This window comes from Streptomyces sp. NPDC087422, from assembly GCF_044744145.1.
Taxonomy (GTDB): domain Bacteria; phylum Actinomycetota; class Actinomycetes; order Streptomycetales; family Streptomycetaceae; genus Actinacidiphila.
Genome location: NZ_JBIUXT010000008.1, coordinates 249,214 through 266,022 on the forward strand (window position 1 = coordinate 249,214; position 16,809 = coordinate 266,022).

Here is a 16,809-nt window from a genome sequence, read left to right on the forward strand (position 1 = left end):
AGGGCACCCCCTCGAAACGCACCCTCGAAAGGTGACGCCTCGTCATGAATCGTGCCGCCGTGTCCAGTTCTCTTCCCTCCTCCCCGAGCAGACGTTCCTTCCTCGGGCTCGGCCTCGGCGCGGGCGCCGCCCTGGCGCTCGCGGCCTGCGGCAGTGGCAGCGGTACCTCGGGGAGCAGCGCGGGCTCCTCCGTCCTCAAGTGGGGCTGGGCGCTGCCCACTTCGTGGGACCCGGTCTTCTCCTCCGCCGGATGGGACGTGCACTCGCTCTCCCTGGTCTACGCGGGCCTCACGAAGCTCGACCCGCACGGCGCGGCCGTACCGGCGCTCGCCAGCGCGTGGAAGTACAACGCCCTGGGCACGCAGGTGACCTTCACCCTCCGTCCCGGACTGACCTTCTCCGACGGCTCCGCGCTGGACGCCACCGCCGTCAAGAAGAGCCTCGACCGCGGCCGTACCGACCCCAAGTCGCTGGTCGCACCGCAGCTCACCTCGGTCAAGGCGGTGTCCGCGCCGAACGCCACGACCGTCGTGATCGACCTGACGCACGCGGATTACCAGCTCCCCAACCTGCTGGCGGGCAAGACCGGGATGGTCGTCAATCCGGCCGCCTTCACCTCGGACGCCGCGGGCATCGCCTCCAAACCGGCCGGCTCGGGACCCTTCACGCTGACCTCGTACACCCAGAACGCCAAGGCCGTCCTGCGGCGCAACCCCACGTACTGGGACGCGGCCTCGATCAAGCTGAACAACTTCGAGCTGTACCCGCTGCCCGACGCCTCCACGGTCGTCGCGGCGCTCCAGTCGGGGCAGTACAACGTGGCGCAGATCCCGGGCAGCCAGGTCGAGGCGGCCAAGGCCGCCGGGCTCGAAGTGCAGGTCATTCCCTCGATGGTGGTCGCCACCCTGGATGTGAACAGCAGCAAGGCGCCGTTCGACGACCCCAAGGTGGTCGAGGCGCTGAAGTACGCGATCGACCGTGAGGCGCTGCTGAAGACCCAGGCGTTCGGCCACGGCGAGGTCAGCTACCAGCCCTTCCCGAAGGGCTACGCGGGGTACGACCCGGCCAGCGCGAATCTCTTCCCGTACGACCCGGAGAAGGCCAAGCGGTTGCTCGCGGAGGCCGGGCACGCGGGCGGCCTGGACCTCACGCTGACCACGGGCGCCGCGCAGGGCGAGCCCGAGCAGATCCAGGCGCAGCTCAAGAAGGTCGGGATCAACGCGAAGATCGAGGTCATCCCCGAGGCGCAGTTCACCCAGATCATCTACATCCAGCACGACCGGCAGTTGGCCGTCGACCAGTTCGCGGGCCGCGACTCCGCCGTGCAGGCGTTCCAAGTGCTGTTCGGTGAGCAGGGGTTGATGAATCCGGGCCGCACCACGCCGCCGGAGCTGGCCGCCGCCATCGACAAGGTGACCCGCACTCCGCTCGACTCCCCCGACTACCCGAAGGTCCTCCAGGCCGCGAGCGCCACCGCGGTGCGCACCACGCCGAACGTCTTCCTGTTCACGGTGCCGCGCATCCTCGCCAGGGCCCGCGGGGTGTCGGCGCTGCCCGAGACCACGGTGGTGCAGCGCTTCGAAGGGGTGACCGTCGGATGACGGCGCTCGCCGCCGCGCTGCCCCGGCGGCGGTCGGCACGGGCCCGCCGGGCGCTGATCGCGCCGCGGCCGATCGGTTCCGCGGTGCTCACCACCGCCACCGTGTTCCTGCTGTCGTCGCTGCTGACCTTCGGGCTCGGCGCGCTGTCGAACGCCAACCCCGGCGCGGCGGTGCTCGGCGAGACCGCCACGCCCGCCGACATCGACCGGATGAACCACGCCTTCGGCCTGGACCGGCCGCTGCCGGTGCAGTACGTGAGCTGGCTCGGCCACGCCCTGACCGGCGATCTCGGGCGCTCCTGGTTCACCACGCTCCCGGTCTCCGACAGCGTCTTCCGGGCGCTGCCGGTGGACCTGTCGATCGCCGGTCTCGCCTTGGTGATCGCCGTGCTGCTCGGCGCGGCGGGCGGGATCGCCGCCGCGTACAGCAACGGCGGGCGGCTGGACCGCGCGATCACGGCGGCCTGCTCGGTGCTCGGTACGCTGCCGGCCTTCGTCGTCGCGATCGGTCTGATCGCGGTGGTGTCGGTGAAGCTCGGGTGGCTGCCGTCCGGCGGCTACACCGCCTTCGGCGACGATCCGGCGCAGTGGCTGCGCTTCGCGGCGCTGCCCGCCTTCGCGCTCAGCCTGGACGCCGCCGCGAACGTGGCCCGGCAGCTACGGGCCTCGCTGGTCGGGGAGTTGCGGGCGAATTACGTGACGGGCGCGATGATGCGCGGTCTGTCGGCCCGGCGGGTGCTCTTCGGGCACGTGCTGCGCAACGCGGCGGGACCCGCGCTCACCGTCCTCGGCATGAGCGTGCCGATGCTGATCGGCGGCGCGGTCGTCACCGAGCGGATCTTCAACCTGCCCGGTATCGCGCAGCTCTCCCTCCAGGCCGCACAGCAGCACGATGTGCCGGTCATCCAGGGCACGCTGCTGGTCACGGTGGCGGTGGTCCTGCTCGCCAACATCGCGATCAACGCCGGTCTGCTGGCGCTCAACCCGGCCGCCCGCAGGGGCCGTTCGAAGGCGAACGCGGCATCGGGAGACGCCGCGCTCGCTGACGGCGCGTCACGTGGCGGTGCCTCATGAGGACGCTGCGCCGCACCGGACGGGTGCCCGCCGCCCGTTTCGCACTGGCCGTACTCGCCGTCGTCGCCCTGCTCGCGGTGCTCGGCGGGGTGATCGCCCCGCAGGACCCGCTCGCGCAGGACACCGCGCGGGTGCTCCAAGGGCCGAGCGGATCGCACCTGTTGGGGACGGACTACCTCGGCAGGGACGTCCTGAGCAGGCTGCTGGCGGGCACCGGCCGCTCCGTGCTCGGCGCGGTCGAGTCGGTCGGCGCGGCGATGGTCCTCGGCGTCGTGCCGGGCCTCGCGTCGCTGTGGCTCGGCCGCGGCTTCGAGTGGGCCGCGCTGCGGGCGGTGGACGCGCTGATGACGCTGCCGTTCACGCTCTTCGCCATCGCCGCGATCGGCGTCTTCGGCAACGGCCTCAACCAGGCGATGCTCGCGCTCGGCGTGCTGCTGGCCCCGCTGTTCTTCCGGGTGTCCCGCGCCGCCGCGCTGGGCCTGAAGCAGGCCCAGTACGTGGAGGCCGCGGAGCTGATGGGCGCCTCGCGCGGCCGGATCCTGCGGACCCACATCGCCGCGAAGGTGCTGCCGACGATCGCCGTGACCACGGCCCACGCGCTGGCGACGGCGCTGCTGACCGTCGCCTCGCTGACCTTCCTCGGCGTCGGCGTCCAGCCGCCCGCCCCGACCTGGGGCGGCATGCTCGCCAGCGACTTGGGCTATCTCGCCCAGCAGCCGTGGGCGCCCGCCCTGCCCGGCGTCCTGATCATGATCACCGTCGGCGCGCTCAATCTGCTCGCGGACGCCGTACGGGACAGCGGCGCCGATGTCGGGGCCGAGCCGCGAGCCGCCCGCGAACCCCAGGGGAGGAAGGCCGATGACCGTGTCGTCGCTGTCTGAGCCGGGCCGTGCCCGCACCGTCGGTGCGACCGGACCCGTACTCACCGTGGACGGGCTGCACATCACCGTCTCCGGCGGTCGCGCCGAGGCGGTCCGCGACGTGTCCTTCACCGTCCACGCGGGTGAGGCCGTCGGCGTCGTCGGCGAATCGGGTAGCGGCAAGACGCTGACCTGCCGCTCGCTGCTCGGCGTGCTGCCGCCCGGCTGCGAGGTGTCGGCGGGCAGCGCGGTGCTGGCCGGTGCGGATCCCGACGGTACGGAAGCGGTCGGTACGGCGACGGCCGGTGCCTCGGCCGCGGGTGGGTCGGCGGCGGGTGCGTCGGCGGCCGGAAAGGCGTCGCCCGCAAGCTCGTGGCCCACAAGCCGGTCGTTCGGCAAGGCGTCGGCCGCGAAGTCCTCGGCCAGGAAGTCGTCGGGCGCCGCCTCGTCGTCCGGTACCGATCTGACCGCGCTCGACAAGCGGCAGTGGGAGCGGCTGCGCGGGGTGGAGCTGGGCGCGGTCTTCCAGGACCCGGCCTCGTATCTCAACCCGGCGCTGACCGTGGGCCGCCAGCTCGCGGAGCCGCTGCGCGTACGCCTCGGTCTGAAGCGGGCGCGGGCGCACGAGCGGGCCGTGGAACTCTTCGCCTCGGTCGGCCTGCGCGATCCCGCCGACGTCTACCACCGGTACCCGCACGAGCTGTCGGGCGGCATGCTGCAACGCGTCCTGATCGCCATCGCGGTCGCCTGCGATCCGCGGCTGCTCGTCGCGGACGAGGCGACGACGGCGCTCGACACCGTCGTGCAGGCCGAAGTCCTCGATCTGCTGGCCCAGTTGCGCGACGAGCGCGGTCTCGCCCTGCTGCTGGTCACCCACGACCTGGCCGTCGTCGCCGAGGTCACCGACCGGGTGCTGGTCTTCTACGCGGGCGAGATCGTCGAGGACGGCCCCACCCAGGACGTCGTCCACCGCCCCGCGCACCCCTACACCGCCGCGCTGCTGCGCGTCGCCTCCCTCGGCGACTGGAACCGCCGCGAGCTGGCCGTCATCCCCGGCCGTCCGCCCGAGGCGGGCGAGGCCCCGGTCGGCTGCCGGTTCGCCGACCGCTGCGCCTTCGCCGAGGACCGCTGCCGTACGCGGCCGGTGCCGCTCACCGCGACCGCCGACGGCCGCCGTGTCCGCTGCGTGCGCGCCGCGGAACTCGCCCTGTCCCCGCCGCCCCTCCAGGAGGTGCCCGCATGACCACCACCCCCGCGGCCCGCACGGCGCCGGTCTCCGACGTCTCGCCGCCCACGGCGGACATCGAGCGGCCGGTCGCGCCGTCCGCGGTGCCCGCCGCCGAACGCGAGACGCGGGCGTCGGCGCCCGCGCTCCAGGTCGAAGGGCTCGGTGTCACCTACCAGCGGCGCCCCGGCCACAGCCACAGCGCCCCCGTGCTGAGCGGTGTGGACCTGGAGGTGACGGCCGGTCAGATCCTCGGGGTGATCGGCGAGACCGGGTCGGGTAAGACGACGCTGGCGCGGGCCGTGGTCGGGCTGGCGCCGGTGGTGGCCGGGCGGATCGGCGTGGCGGGCGTCGAGGTCGGCGCGCTGCGCGGACGGGAGTTGCGCGACCACCGGCGGTCCGGGCTGGTGCAGTACATGTTCCAGGACCCGCTGCGGTCGCTGGACCCGGATCTGACGGTGAACGACCTGGTGGGCGAGCCGTTGGCGGTCGCCGGGGTGGAGCGCGGCGAGCGGCGCGGCCGGGTGGCGGAGGCGCTGCACCGGGTGGGGCTCGACGCGGGCACCCTGGGCGGCCGGATTCCGGCCCAGCTCTCCGGCGGCCAGCGTCAGCGCGTGTCCTTGGCGCGGGCGATCGTCACGCGGCCCGCGTTGCTGCTGGCGGACGAGCCGGTCAGCGCGCTGGACGCCTCGAACCGCAACCATGTGCTGCGGCTGCTGGACGAGTTGCGCCGCGACCTGGGCGTGGCCGTCGTCGTCATCTCGCACGACCTCAGCTCGCTGGCCGGGATCGCCGACCGGATCGCGGTGCTGTACCGGGGGCGGCTGGTCGAACAGGGTTCGACCGCCGATGTGTTGGCCCGCCCGCTGCACCCGTACACCGCGCTGCTCACCGCGTCCGCGCCCCGCGTGGACCGCGATCCGTCGAAGCGGCGCGAACGGCCGGGGCCGCCCGGTGAGGTGCCGGTCTGGGCGGCCGACCCCGGCGCCTGCGTCTTCGCCCACCGCTGCCCGCTGGCGGACGCCGACTGCCGTACGCAACCGGGCAGTTCTCCGCACTCGGGCGAGCGGGCCGCCGCCTGTCACCACCCGGTCGCCGCCGCCCGCTGACCCGCGCACACCACCAGCAACCCCACGATCTTCGGGAGAGACCCCGTGCCCATCGAATTCATCGGCATCGCCAGCACCCAGCAGTTCAGTGAGACCGGCGCCGCGTCCGGGCCTGTCGTCGACCCCGGCTACCTGACCGAACTGGCCCTGGCGCACGAGGAGTCCGGCTTCGACCGTGTGCTGGTCGCGCACTCCTCCGCGAGCCCCGACGGCTTCACCGTCGCCGACCAGATCCTGAACCGTACGACCCGGCTCGGTGTGCTGCTCGCCCACCGTCCCGGTTTCGTCGCCCCGACGCTCACGGCCCGCAAGTACGCCACGCTCGACGCCTTCCACCCTGGCCGGGTCGCGCTGCACGTCATCACCGGAGGCGACGACGCCGACCAGGCGCGGGACGGCGACCTCAGCGACAAGCCGACCCGCTACCGGCGCACCGACGAGTTCCTCGACGTGGTGCGCAAGGAGTGGGAGTCGGCCGAACCCTTCGACTACGAGGGCGAGTTCTACACCGTGCGCGGCGGCTACTCGTCGGTCCGCCCGGCCGATCCGATCCCGGTGTACTTCGGCGGCGCGTCCGGTGACGCGGTGCGGGTCGGCGGCAAGCACGCGGATGTGTACGCCTTCTGGGGCGAGCCGCTCGCGGGGATCGCCGAGCGCATCCGGCAGGTCCGCGCGGCGGCGTCGCCGTACGGCCGCGACCCGCGGTTCAGCGTCAGCCTGCGCCCGATACCGGCCGCCACGGAGGCCGAGGCGTGGCGCCGCGCCGAGGACGTCCTGCGGCTGACGAAGGAGAAGGCGGGCGAGGTGCGCAAGGCGTTCAACCTCGACCACACCGCACAGGAGGGCTCGCGCAGGCTGCTCGAATACGCCGCCAAGGGCGACGTGCACGACAAGCGGCTGTGGACGGCGGTCGCCAAGGTCACCGGGGCCGCGGGCAACTCCACCGCGCTGGTGGGCAGTTACGAGCAGGTCGCCGAGTCGCTGCTGGACTACGTGGGCCTGGGCGTGTCCACCCTCCTGATCCGCGGCTTCAGCCCGCTGGAGGACGCCCGCGACTACGGCTCCCTGGTGCGGCTGGTCCGCGAGCAGACCGACGGCGCCGCGCTGACCGGAGCGGCTGCCGTATGACCGCCGGGACCGGGAGCGCGCCCTCGGTGGGGAGGAGGGCCGGGGCGGTCACCCCGACGACCTCCCACTGGGGGGCGTTCGGGGTACGGCGGAACGCGGACGGCACGGTCACCGCCGTCCCGCACCCCGCCGACCCCTCGCCGTCACCGCTGCTGCGCGGTGTGCCGGGCTCGCTCCGGCACGCCACCCGGATCCGGCGGCCCGCCGCCCGGCGCGGCTGGCTGGAGCACGGCCCCGGTCCCACCTCCGGGCGCGGCGACGAGCCCTTCGTGGAACTCGGCTGGGACGAGGCGCTTGACCTGGCCGCCGCCGAACTGGCGCGGGTCCGCGACGAGTTCGGCAACACAGCGGTGTTCGGCGGCTCGTACGGCTGGGCGAGCGCGGGGCGCTTCCACCACGCGCAGAGCCAACTCCACCGGTTCCTGGCGCAGTTCGGCGGCTACACGGGCTCGCGCAACTCGTACAGCCTGGGCACCTCGCTGGTGCTGCTGCCGTATCTGGTCGGCGACGCGGAGTCGGTGCTGCGGTCCTCGTCCACCTGGCCGACGATCACCGGGCACACCGAACTGATCATCGCCTTCGGCGGAATCCCCGCGAAGAACGTGCATGTCACCCCCGGCGGGGTGACCCGGCACGGCACGCCCGGCCATCTGTCGGCGCTGGCCGCGGCCGGTGCCCGGGTCGCGCTGGTCAGCCCACTGCGCGACGACCTGCCGGACGGCCTGGACGCCGACTGGTACCCGATCCGCCCGGCGACCGACACCGCGCTGATGCTGGCGCTCGCCCACACCCTGGTCGACGAGGGCCTGTACGACCGGGAGTTCGTCGCCCGCTACTGCGCCGGGGCCGACACCTTCCTGCGCTATCTGCGCGGCGCCGACGACGGCACGGTGAAGGACGCGCGGTGGGCCGCGGCGCTCACCGGCATCCCGGCCGACCGAATCCGCGACCTGGCCCGCAGCGCCGCGCGGCAGCGCACCCTGGTCACCGTCACCTGGTCGTTGCAGCGCATCCAGCACGGCGAGCAGCCGGTGTGGGCGGCGCTCGCGCTGGCCGCGCTGCTTGGCCAGATCGGACTTCCGGGCGGCGGATTCGGCCACGGCTACGGCTCGATGGGCGACGTGGGCGACACCGGTCCGCAGGTCCGGCTGCCGTATCTGCCCCAAGGGCCCAATCCCGTCGCGGAGTTCATCCCCTGCGCCCGGATCGCGGACCTGCTGCTGCGTCCCGGCGAGGAGTACGACTACGACGGCACACGCCGCCGCTACCCGGACATCAGGCTGGTGCACTGGGCCGGCGGCAACCCCTTCCACCACCATCAGGACCTGGGCAGGCTGCGGCGCGCCTTCGGGCGGCCGGACACCGTGCTGGTGCACGAGACGCACTGGACGGCGACCGCCCGCCACGCCGATCTGGTGTTCCCCGCCACCACGTCCCTGGAGCGTGAGGACATCGGCGGCGGGCGGCGCGACACCCATCTGATCGCCATGCACCGCGCGGTCGAGCCGGTCGGCGAGGCCCGCGACGACCACGCGATCCTGGCCGGTCTGGCCGAACGCCTCGGATTCGGCGAGCGGTTCACCGAGGGACGGGACCCGGCGGGATGGCTGGAGCACCTGTACACCCGGTGGGCCGAGGAGTTGGCGGCGACCGGGGGCGGCGAGCCGCCCGCCTTCGCGGACTTCTGGTCGGCGGGCGAGTGGGAACTGCCGCCGCAGCCCGCCGAGCGCACGCTCTTCGCCGACTTCAGGGCCGACCCGCTGGGCGCGCCCCTGGCCACCCCCAGCGGCCGGATCGAGCTGACCAGCGCGACGGTGGCCGCCCTCGGGCTGCCCGACTGCCCCGGCCACCCGGCCTGGCTCGAACCCGACGAGTGGCCGGGCGCCCCGGCCGCGGACCGGCTGCCGCTGCTGCTGATCGCGAACCAGCCCGCCAACCGGCTGCACAGTCAGCTCGACACCGGGGCCGCGAGCCTGGACGCCAAGGTCGCCGGGCGCGAGGCGCTGCGGATCCATCCGGCGGACGCGGCGGCCCGTTCGGTCCACGACGGCGATCTGGTGCGGATCTTCAACGACCGGGGCGCCTGCCTGGCGGGCGCGGTGCTCACCGACCGGGTACGGCCCGGTGTCGTACGGCTGCCGACCGGCGCGTGGTTCGACCCGGTACCCGGTCACGAGCCGCCGCTGTGCGCGCACGGCAATCCGAACGTGCTGACCGCCGACATCCCCAGCTCCCGGCTCTCCCAGGGCTGCACCGGCCAACACGCGCTGGTCGAGGTCGAGTTGTGGGCCGGAGGGCCGCCGCCCGAGGTGACCGTCCGCCGGCCGCCCGCCTTCGCCGACGATCCCCGCGCGGGCCGTACGGCGCATGCGACACCCTCGACGGCCGCCGCGGGACCGGCCACCGCTGACACGTACGCGCCCGGCCCGTACGGCCGCCTCGGACCACCCGAGCCCGGCGATCCACACTTCGAACGGCCCCACCACAGGAAGGCCACACCGTGACCACCGACCTCGCGTCCTCGTCCGGCACCGGCTCCGCCGCGCCCGCGGACGCCGCCGCCACCGGCCTGCCCGCACCCGACTACGACCGGCTGCCCGAGGTCGCGGCGGCGCTGGCCGCGCGGGCCGGTGAGCACGACCGGGACGCGAGCTTCCCGCACGAGGGCGTGGCCGCCGTGCACGCCGCCGGACTGCTCACCGCGACCGTCGACCGCGGCCACGGCGGCGCGGGGGCCGGTCTCGCCGACACCGTACGCATCCTGCGGGCGCTCGGCGGCGGTGATCCGGCGGTCGCGCTGGTCACGTCGATGACGCTGTTCGCGCACGCGGCGCAGGCCCGCGCCCCGCACTGGCCGCGGGACACCTACGGCGAGCTGCTGGCCGAGTCCGCGCGGCGCCCGGCGCTGGTGAACGCCCTGCGGGTGGAGCCCGATCTGGGCAGTCCGGTACGCGGCGGGCTTCCGGCGGCCACCGCGCGGCGGCGCGAGGACCACTGGGAGCTGACCGGGCACAAGATCTTCTCGACCGGCGCGGTGGCGCTGCGCTGGATGTTGGTGTGGGCGCGCACCGACGAGGAGCCGGTGCGGACCGGTTCGTTCCTGGTGCGCACCGACTCGCCGGGCATCGAAGTGCGGCCCACCTGGAACCACTTGGGGCTGCGCGCCAGCCGCAGCGACGACGTGCTGTTCGACTCGGTCCGTGTGCCGCTCGGCCGCACCGCCGGGCTCGCGGAGCCCGGCCAGGACGGCGGCCGGGACGTCGTGGGCGGTGCCTGGAACTCGCTGGGCCTGACCGCGCTCTACCTCGGCGTGGCGCGCGCCGCCCAGCGGTGGCTGACCGGTTTCCTGCACGAGCGCGTGCCCAGCGCGCTCGGCGCTCCATTGGCCACGCTGCCGCGCTTCCAGAGCGCGGTCGGCGAGATCGAGGTCCAACTGGCCGGTGCGGAAAGGCTGGTGGCGGCGCTGGCCGAGGCCGTCGACAGCGGCGATCCGCTCGCCGCCGCGGAGGCGGGCGGCGCGAAGGTGCTCGGCACCCGGGCCGCGATCGGTTCGGTCGAGCAGGCCGTCGCGCTGATCGGCAACAACGGCCTGACCAACGACAACCCGCTGCAACGCCATCTGCGGGACGTGCTGTGCTCCCGCGTCCACACCCCGCAGGACGACTCGGTGCTGCTCGGCACCGGGCGCGCCGCCCTCGACCTCGGCGGGTCCGCCCGCTGACCCCCTTTTCGCTTTCTCTTCCGCTCCCTCTCACGAAAGGCCCCAGCAGCCATGCCTGTTGAGTTCATCGGCATGATCGGCACCCGCGACGTCTCCGAGGTCCGTCCTCCGTCCGGGCCGGTCGTCGACCCCGACTACACGCGGCGGTTCGCCCTCGCCCACGAGGAGGCGGGCTTCGACCGCGTCCTGATCGGCTACGGCTCCGGCAGCCCCGACGGTACGCAGGTCGCCGCCCATGTCGCCGCCCACACCGAGCGGTTGGGCCTGCTGGTGGCGCACCGCCCCGGCTTCGTCGCTCCGACCCTTGCGGCCAGGACCTTCGCCACTCTCGACCAGTTCTCCGGCGGGCGCACCGCGGTGCACATCATCACCGGCGGGCACGACGCCGAGCAGCGCAGGGACGGCGACCACCTCGGCAAGGACGACCGCTACGCGCGGACCGACGAGTACCTCGACATCCTCAAGTCCGCCTGGACCAGCACGGAACCGGTCAGCCACGAGGGCCGCTTCTACCACTACGAGGACTACCTCTCCGAGGTGCGCCCGGTCACCGAGCCCCGCATCCCGCTGTACTTCGGCGGCTCGTCCGAGGCGGCCTACCGGGTCGGCGGCAAGCACGCCGACGTCTTCGCGCTGTGGGGCGAACCGCTGGCGGAGACGGCGGAGCAGATCGCGTCCGTGCGGGCCGCGGCCGAGGCGGCGGGCCGCACCGAGCCGCCGCGGATCAGCGTCTCCTTCCGGCCGATCCTCGGCCGTACCGAGGAGGAGGCGTGGGACCGCGCACACCGCATCCTGGACACCATCAACTCCCGTGGCGCGGCAGGGTCGTTCGTCGGCAGCCGCCGCACGACCCTGCCGGTCGGCCCGGACGCCCAGCCGCAGAACACCGGCTCGCAGCGGCTGCTCGCCGCCGCGGCCAAGGGGGAGCTGCACGACCGCGCGCTGTGGACCCCCACCGCCAAGGCGACCGGGGCGGCGGGCAATTCGACCGCCCTGGTCGGCACGCCGGAGACCGTCGCCCAGGCGCTGCTGGACTACGTGGACATCGGCGTCACCACGCTGCTGATCCGCGGCTACGACCCGCTGGACGACGTGATCGACTACGGCCGTGACCTGCTGCCGCTGGTCCGGGCCGAGGTGGCCCGGCGTGACGCGGACGCGACGGGCGTGTCCGGCTCCGCTCCCGCGGTCGCCGCCGTGAGCGGTGCCCGATGAGCGCCCCGGTCGGCCTCGCCGAGGCCACCGGAGACCCGGTGCACCCGCGAGTCCCGAGCCCGGCGGAGGAGGCCGCGCCGGTCGCGGACTGGTACCCGGCCGCGGGCCTGGCGCACCGCGGCACCGTCGTCCTGCTCCCCGGGCGCGGTGAACACCCGGGCGTGTACGAGCGGTTCGGCCGACGGCTTGCGGCCGACGCGTATGTCGTCCACGTCCTCGACGTGCCCGAGGACGGCGATCCCGAGCCGGTCGCGGGCGCCGTCGAAGCGATCGCGGCGGGCGCGGCCAGGCCGCTGGTACTGGCCGGTTCCGACAGCGGGGCCCTGCACGCGCTGGCAGCCGCCGGGCGTACGGGCGTCGCACCGGACGCGCTGCTGCTCGCCGGGGCGCCGGAACCGGGCGCGGCGGCCGGGTGGGACGACGAGCTGGCCGTACGCACGGCGTGCCCGACGCACCGGGGGCGGCTGGACGCCGACCCGCTGTTCGTCGCCGGCGCCCTCGCCGCCCCCGTCCCCGGCGCGCTGGCCGAGGCCGCCGACGCGGCGCTCACAGCCGGGCTCCCGTTCCCGGCCCTCGTGCTGCACGGCGCGGCCGACCCGGTCTCCGCGCCGTCCGTCGCCCACTCCCTGGCCGCGCGGCTGCCCGCGGCGACCCTGGCCACGGTGACGGACGGCAGGCACGACGTGCTCAACGACATCCAGCACCGCAGTGTCGCCGCCCTCGTCGTCCAGTGGCTGGAGCGGCTGCGTATCGCTCACTCGCTCCCGCCGATCCTCACGGTGACCCCGGTCGCCGCGCCCTGACGCCCCGCCATGTGCCGGGCCCCGTAAGGGGTCCGGCCACTCCCCTGGCATCCGACCCGGAAGGACCGCCCGTCATGACCGCGACCCCGTCGCTCGCCGCTGCCACCAACTCACCCGTGGATCACACCCGTTCCGCCGCCGGAGCGGTACGTCCGGCCGATCTGCTGCGGCGTACGCTGCGGCGGCAGGCGACGGCGGTGACCGTCGTGACCGTGCCGGGTCCCGCGGGATTCACCGCGACGTCCTTCACCTCGGCATCCCTCGAACCGGCCCTGGTGTCCTTCTACTTGTCCACCACGGCGTCCACGGCGGGCGCCGTCAGGTCGGCCGACCGTTTCGCGGTGCATCTGCTCGGGTCCGACCAGGAGGACCTGGCGCGGGGCTTCGCGCGCAGTGGCGTGGACCGGTTCGCCGGGGTGGACTGGACACCGGACACGGGCGGGCTGCCGCTGCTGTCCGGGGTGCCGGCCTGGCTGACCGCCCGTACCGTGCACGTCCACGACGTCGGCGACCACTTCCTCGTGGTCGGCCATGTGGAGGACGCGGGAGGTCCCGGCGCGGACTCGCCGCTGGTCCACCACGACGGGGCGTTCGGCACCTTCCACACCGACCGGCCCCGCGCGTAACCGCGGCGGGCGTCGCGGGGGGGGGCGGTCCCGGCGTCAGGCCGCCTTCCGCGCCTCGATGAGGAAGCGGGTCACCGTGGCCGTGAACGACCCCTCGGACGTGATGTGTTCGTGCAGGGCGCGCAGGGTGTCGCGGTGCTCGGCGACCGTGAAGCCGGGGACCATCCAGATGACCTTGCGCAGGTAGTAGACGACCGCGCCGATGTCGTGGAATTCCATCCGCAGCGACTCGGCGCGCAGGTCGACCACCTCGAGTCCGGCCGCGGCGGCGCCCGCACGCGCCAGGTCGGGGTGGCGCGCGCCGCGCACCGCGTCGGGCTGCTCTCCGAGGAAGAACTCCACGAGTTCGAACGCGCTGGCCGGGCCGACCTGCTGGGAGAAGTACGTGCCGCCGGGGCGCAGGACGCGCGCGATCTCGTCCCACCACACCGTCACGGGGTGGCGGCTGGTCACCAGGTCGAACGCCTCGTCGGCGAAGGGCAGCGGGGGCTCGTCCGTGTCCGCGACGACGACCGCGCCGCGCGGGTGCAGCAGCGCGGTCGCCTTGGCCACATTCGGCGGCCACGACTCGGTCGCGGCCATCAGCGGCGGCAGCGCGGGCACTCCGGCGAGCACTTCGCCGCCGCCGGTCTGGATGTCGAGCGCGGCCGACGCCCGGCCGAGACGCTCGCCCATCCGCCGCTGATACCCCCACGACGGCCGCTGCTCGGTGGCCCGCCCGTCCAGCCAGGAGAAGTCCCACCCGTCGACCGACACCGAGTCGGCCTCCGCCACCAGCGCCTCGAAGTCACGTTCCATCCCGGCATCATCGCCGCAGGCCGCCCGCCGGACCACTCGATTAACCCGTGCCTCGATCGCCTCGAACCTCGACCAGCCCGAGCTCGGGCTTCGACCACACCCGGGCCTCGACCACCTCGGACCTCGATCACACCCGGGCCTCGGTCACACCCGGGCCGCGATCAACCGGCGCCTGGACCACGGGCCGTACCTGAGGAGCCGGCCAGCAAGGGGGGCCGTCCCGCGCCGGAGGCGGCCCCTGCCGCTCAGCGCACCGGCACCCCGCCGTAGCCCTGGACGATCGGCCGCCAGGTCGGCTGGAACTGGGGAAGGGTCGAGCCGACCGCCCACGCGGTGGGTGTGCCGGGCAGCGGGTGCGGCACGGCGGCCACGCCGAAGAGCGAGGCACCCTGGCCCGCCGCGTCGGTCGCCGCGGGCTCGGCGTGCCAGGCCGCGCCTTCCCAGCGCATGGTGAACGCCGGTGTGGCCACGCCCTGTTGCTCGCCGACGGCGATCAGGCCGTGCTCGCCGTACGCGGTGACGCCGTGCAGGTCCGCGTGGACGGCGGGCGCCGCGACCTCCGTCCACGTACGCCCGTCCCAGTGCAGGGTCAGCGGGGAGTTCGTGCCGTCCGGCGTGCTGCTCCCGCCGACCGCCCACACGTCGTCGGGGCCGAGCACGGCGACGCTCTCCAGCGACTCGCCGCGGCCGGCGGTGTGCGGCGTCGGCACGATCCGCCAGGCCGCGCCGTCCCAGCGCTCGACGAGCGGGCGGCCCTCACCCCGCGCGTCGTAGACGACACCGACGGCCCAGACACGACCGTCGCCGTCGGCCGCCGCACCCGACAGCAGCGCGTCGCCGCCCGGCTCCGGGGTGGCGACCGACGACCAGGCGCGCCCGTTCCAGTGGTACGCCATCGGGCGCGGCGCGCCGATCCGGTCCTGCGCGGTGACGCCGACCGTCCAGAGGTCGTCCGGGCCGGTGCCCGCGAGCGCCGACGGGTACGCCGACCGGTCGGCGGCCTCCGCGGGCAGCGGGACCTCCTGCCAGCGGCGGCCGTCGAAGTGCTCGGCCAGCGAGCGGTCCTGGAACGCCGCGGCGTCGTTCCAGGAGCCGACAGCCCAGACGTCACGGGCGGACAGCGGCAGTACGGCGTCGAGCTTGCCGTTCGCCGCCGCGCCGCCGGACGGCCGGTGGGCGAGCGGGCCGGTGGCGTTCCACCGGGCGCCGTCGAAGCGCTCGGCGACGGTGACGTTCACGCCCGACGGGTCCTCGCGGTAGCCGACCGACCACGCGTCGAGCGAGTCGCGGGCCGCCACGGCGCGCAGTTCCTCGTCCCGCTCGGGCCCGGCCGCGCGGCGGCTGCGCCACACCGGCAGGTCGGGGCCGCCGGGCGCGGGCGCGGCAGCGGAAGCGTCCGGCACCGGGGCGGAGGCCGAGTCCCGTACCCCGTCGCCGGGCGCCGCCGTCGCCGTAGCCGCGCCCGCTCCCGTTCCGGCGAGCGCCGCCGCAGCCGTGAGGGCCGCCGCGGCGAACACTCCGCCGCGCGCCCGCCTCGGGCCGAGGCCCCACGTCAGTCGCCGTCCCCGTCGTGTCCGCATCCCGCTGCCGCCTCCGTCGTCGTGTCGCGCGCCGGCCGGGCGTCCGAACGGCCCGGTTCCGGCTTCGACACTGCCCTACGCGGCGGCGCGGGTGCGGCTGCCCACGCCGGGCGTTACGGTGACGCACCGTCAGCGGAGCAGGACGGCGGCGGCCCCGGACGGTGCGTCAGAACTGCACGTCGGCGCAGGAGTAGAAGGCGTTCGCGGTGTCCGCGATGGTCCAGACGCCGACGATGAGCTGCTTGCCGCTCAGCCCGCTGGGGATCGTGCCCTGGTGGACGACGGTGGCGGGCGGCTGGGAGCCGTTGTAAGGGATCTTCAGGAAGGGCGTGGTGTTGAGCATCGCCCGGGTGAGCGGCTTCTTCGGGTCGTACCCGGCCTTGGTCAGGTAGTACGAGAAGTCGGTCGTCGAGTGCCGGGCGGTCAACTTCCAGGTGAAGGTGTAGCTCTGACCGCCCGTCACGTGCGTGGCGGGCCAGCCGCCGTTGCGCGGGTCGTCGAGCTGGGCGAAGCGGCTGTTGGCGCCGCTGCAGATCTTGCCGTCGGCGGGACCGCCGGCCGGGAAGCCCTTGGGGCCCTCGACGCTCTGCGGCTCGTACTGGATGTCGCCGCAGTTCGTGACGGTCCCGGCGGCGCACAGCGCCTGGCGGCTGGGCGGGGTGCTGATGTAGCCGTGGCTGCTGGCGCTTCCGGTGGCGAGCACGAACGAACCGGCGACGCCGAGCCCGATCACGGCCGCACTGATCTTCTTGCGCATGGCGTACTCCTTGAGAACGTGGGGGAGTTCCGCGGATGTCTACGGTCGTACGCGGCCCGGACCTGCCCGTGCGGCACAAGACCACACCGATCCAGGTCTAGACCAAGTCGCACCCTAGTCCCAGGATTTAGTCATGTCCACACCAAGAATCAGCCGTGCGGCGGCGCAATGTGTCCGCTACGCACGGCGGCCCGGGGGGGGGGGGGGCCCCCCCCCCCCGGCGCCCCGCGGCCCCCCCCCCCCGGGGGGGGGGGGGGCCGGGCCCGGAGGCCCCGGGCCCCGGGGACCCCCCGGGTGCGGGCCCCGGGAAAGC

14 protein-coding genes are annotated in these 16,809 nt (G+C 74.5%); 11 read left to right on the top strand and 3 right to left on the bottom strand.

All coding sequences use genetic code 11. The features are described from left to right. The first annotated feature begins 44 nt into the window (after nucleotides 1–44). The 11 genes from ACIO6U_RS25680 (at nucleotide 45) to ACIO6U_RS25730 (ending at nucleotide 13,361) form a co-directional block, all read left to right on the top strand. Complete coding sequence (locus ACIO6U_RS25680) at nucleotides 45–1,601, top strand: ABC transporter substrate-binding protein (protein ID WP_355345827.1); 1,557 nt, start codon at nucleotides 45–47, stop codon at nucleotides 1,599–1,601. Beyond that, the gene (locus ACIO6U_RS25685) at nucleotides 1,598–2,674 is read left to right on the top strand and encodes an ABC transporter permease (RefSeq protein ID WP_355345824.1); all 1,077 of its coding nucleotides are present in this window, start codon (nucleotides 1,598–1,600) and stop codon (nucleotides 2,672–2,674) included. The genes ACIO6U_RS25680 and ACIO6U_RS25685 overlap by 4 nt, the downstream gene beginning before the upstream one ends. After that, on the top strand, nucleotides 2,671–3,555 hold the full coding sequence (locus tag ACIO6U_RS25690; RefSeq protein WP_391052338.1) for an ABC transporter permease subunit: 885 nt from the start codon (nucleotides 2,671–2,673) through the stop codon (nucleotides 3,553–3,555). The genes ACIO6U_RS25685 and ACIO6U_RS25690 overlap by 4 nt, the downstream gene beginning before the upstream one ends. After that, on the top strand, nucleotides 3,533–4,777 hold the full coding sequence (locus tag ACIO6U_RS25695) for an ABC transporter ATP-binding protein (RefSeq protein WP_401722610.1): 1,245 nt from the start codon (nucleotides 3,533–3,535) through the stop codon (nucleotides 4,775–4,777). The genes ACIO6U_RS25690 and ACIO6U_RS25695 overlap by 23 nt, the downstream gene beginning before the upstream one ends. Continuing rightward, a complete protein-coding gene (locus tag ACIO6U_RS25700; protein WP_401722613.1) occupies nucleotides 4,774–5,868 on the top strand; it encodes an ABC transporter ATP-binding protein in 1,095 nt (364 codons plus the stop codon). Before ACIO6U_RS25695 ends, ACIO6U_RS25700 begins: the two co-directional genes overlap by 4 nt. A gap of 45 nt (nucleotides 5,869–5,913) precedes the next feature. Beyond that, nucleotides 5,914–6,996: an LLM class flavin-dependent oxidoreductase gene (locus ACIO6U_RS25705; protein WP_401722616.1), complete on the top strand. Its 1,083-nt coding sequence runs from the start codon at nucleotides 5,914–5,916 to the stop codon at nucleotides 6,994–6,996. Then, complete coding sequence (locus ACIO6U_RS25710; protein ID WP_401722619.1) at nucleotides 6,993–9,500, top strand: molybdopterin-dependent oxidoreductase; 2,508 nt, start codon at nucleotides 6,993–6,995, stop codon at nucleotides 9,498–9,500. The genes ACIO6U_RS25705 and ACIO6U_RS25710 overlap by 4 nt, the downstream gene beginning before the upstream one ends. Further along, a complete protein-coding gene (locus ACIO6U_RS25715) occupies nucleotides 9,497–10,717 on the top strand; it encodes an acyl-CoA dehydrogenase family protein (protein WP_401722622.1) in 1,221 nt (406 codons plus the stop codon). The genes ACIO6U_RS25710 and ACIO6U_RS25715 overlap by 4 nt, the downstream gene beginning before the upstream one ends. A gap of 51 nt (nucleotides 10,718–10,768) precedes the next feature. Then, nucleotides 10,769–11,932 carry an LLM class flavin-dependent oxidoreductase gene (locus tag ACIO6U_RS25720; RefSeq protein ID WP_355345803.1) on the top strand — a complete coding sequence of 388 codons (1,164 nt, stop codon included), beginning with the start codon at nucleotides 10,769–10,771 and terminating at the stop codon, nucleotides 11,930–11,932. Then, nucleotides 11,929–12,735 carry an alpha/beta hydrolase gene (locus ACIO6U_RS25725; protein ID WP_401722626.1) on the top strand — a complete coding sequence of 269 codons (807 nt, stop codon included), beginning with the start codon at nucleotides 11,929–11,931 and terminating at the stop codon, nucleotides 12,733–12,735. The genes ACIO6U_RS25720 and ACIO6U_RS25725 overlap by 4 nt, the downstream gene beginning before the upstream one ends. 74 nt (nucleotides 12,736–12,809) lie before the next feature. Next, nucleotides 12,810–13,361, top strand: coding sequence for a flavin reductase family protein (locus ACIO6U_RS25730; protein WP_355345797.1), 552 nt, complete (start codon nucleotides 12,810–12,812; stop codon nucleotides 13,359–13,361). 36 nt (nucleotides 13,362–13,397) lie between these two features. On the opposite strand, the gene ACIO6U_RS25735 is transcribed toward ACIO6U_RS25730, so the two are convergent. The 3 genes from ACIO6U_RS25735 to ACIO6U_RS25745 form a co-directional block, all read right to left on the bottom strand. Next, the gene (locus ACIO6U_RS25735; protein WP_401722629.1) at nucleotides 13,398–14,159 is read right to left on the bottom strand and encodes a class I SAM-dependent methyltransferase; all 762 of its coding nucleotides are present in this window, start codon (nucleotides 14,157–14,159) and stop codon (nucleotides 13,398–13,400) included. 245 nt (nucleotides 14,160–14,404) lie between these two features. Further along, on the bottom strand, nucleotides 14,405–15,739 hold the full coding sequence (locus tag ACIO6U_RS25740) for a hypothetical protein (RefSeq protein ID WP_401722632.1): 1,335 nt from the start codon (nucleotides 15,737–15,739) through the stop codon (nucleotides 14,405–14,407). Nucleotides 15,740–15,905: 166 nt separating this feature from the next. After that, the gene (locus ACIO6U_RS25745) at nucleotides 15,906–16,496 is read right to left on the bottom strand and encodes a lytic polysaccharide monooxygenase (RefSeq protein ID WP_355350307.1); all 591 of its coding nucleotides are present in this window, start codon (nucleotides 16,494–16,496) and stop codon (nucleotides 15,906–15,908) included. Nucleotides 16,497–16,809 lie beyond the last annotated feature (313 nt).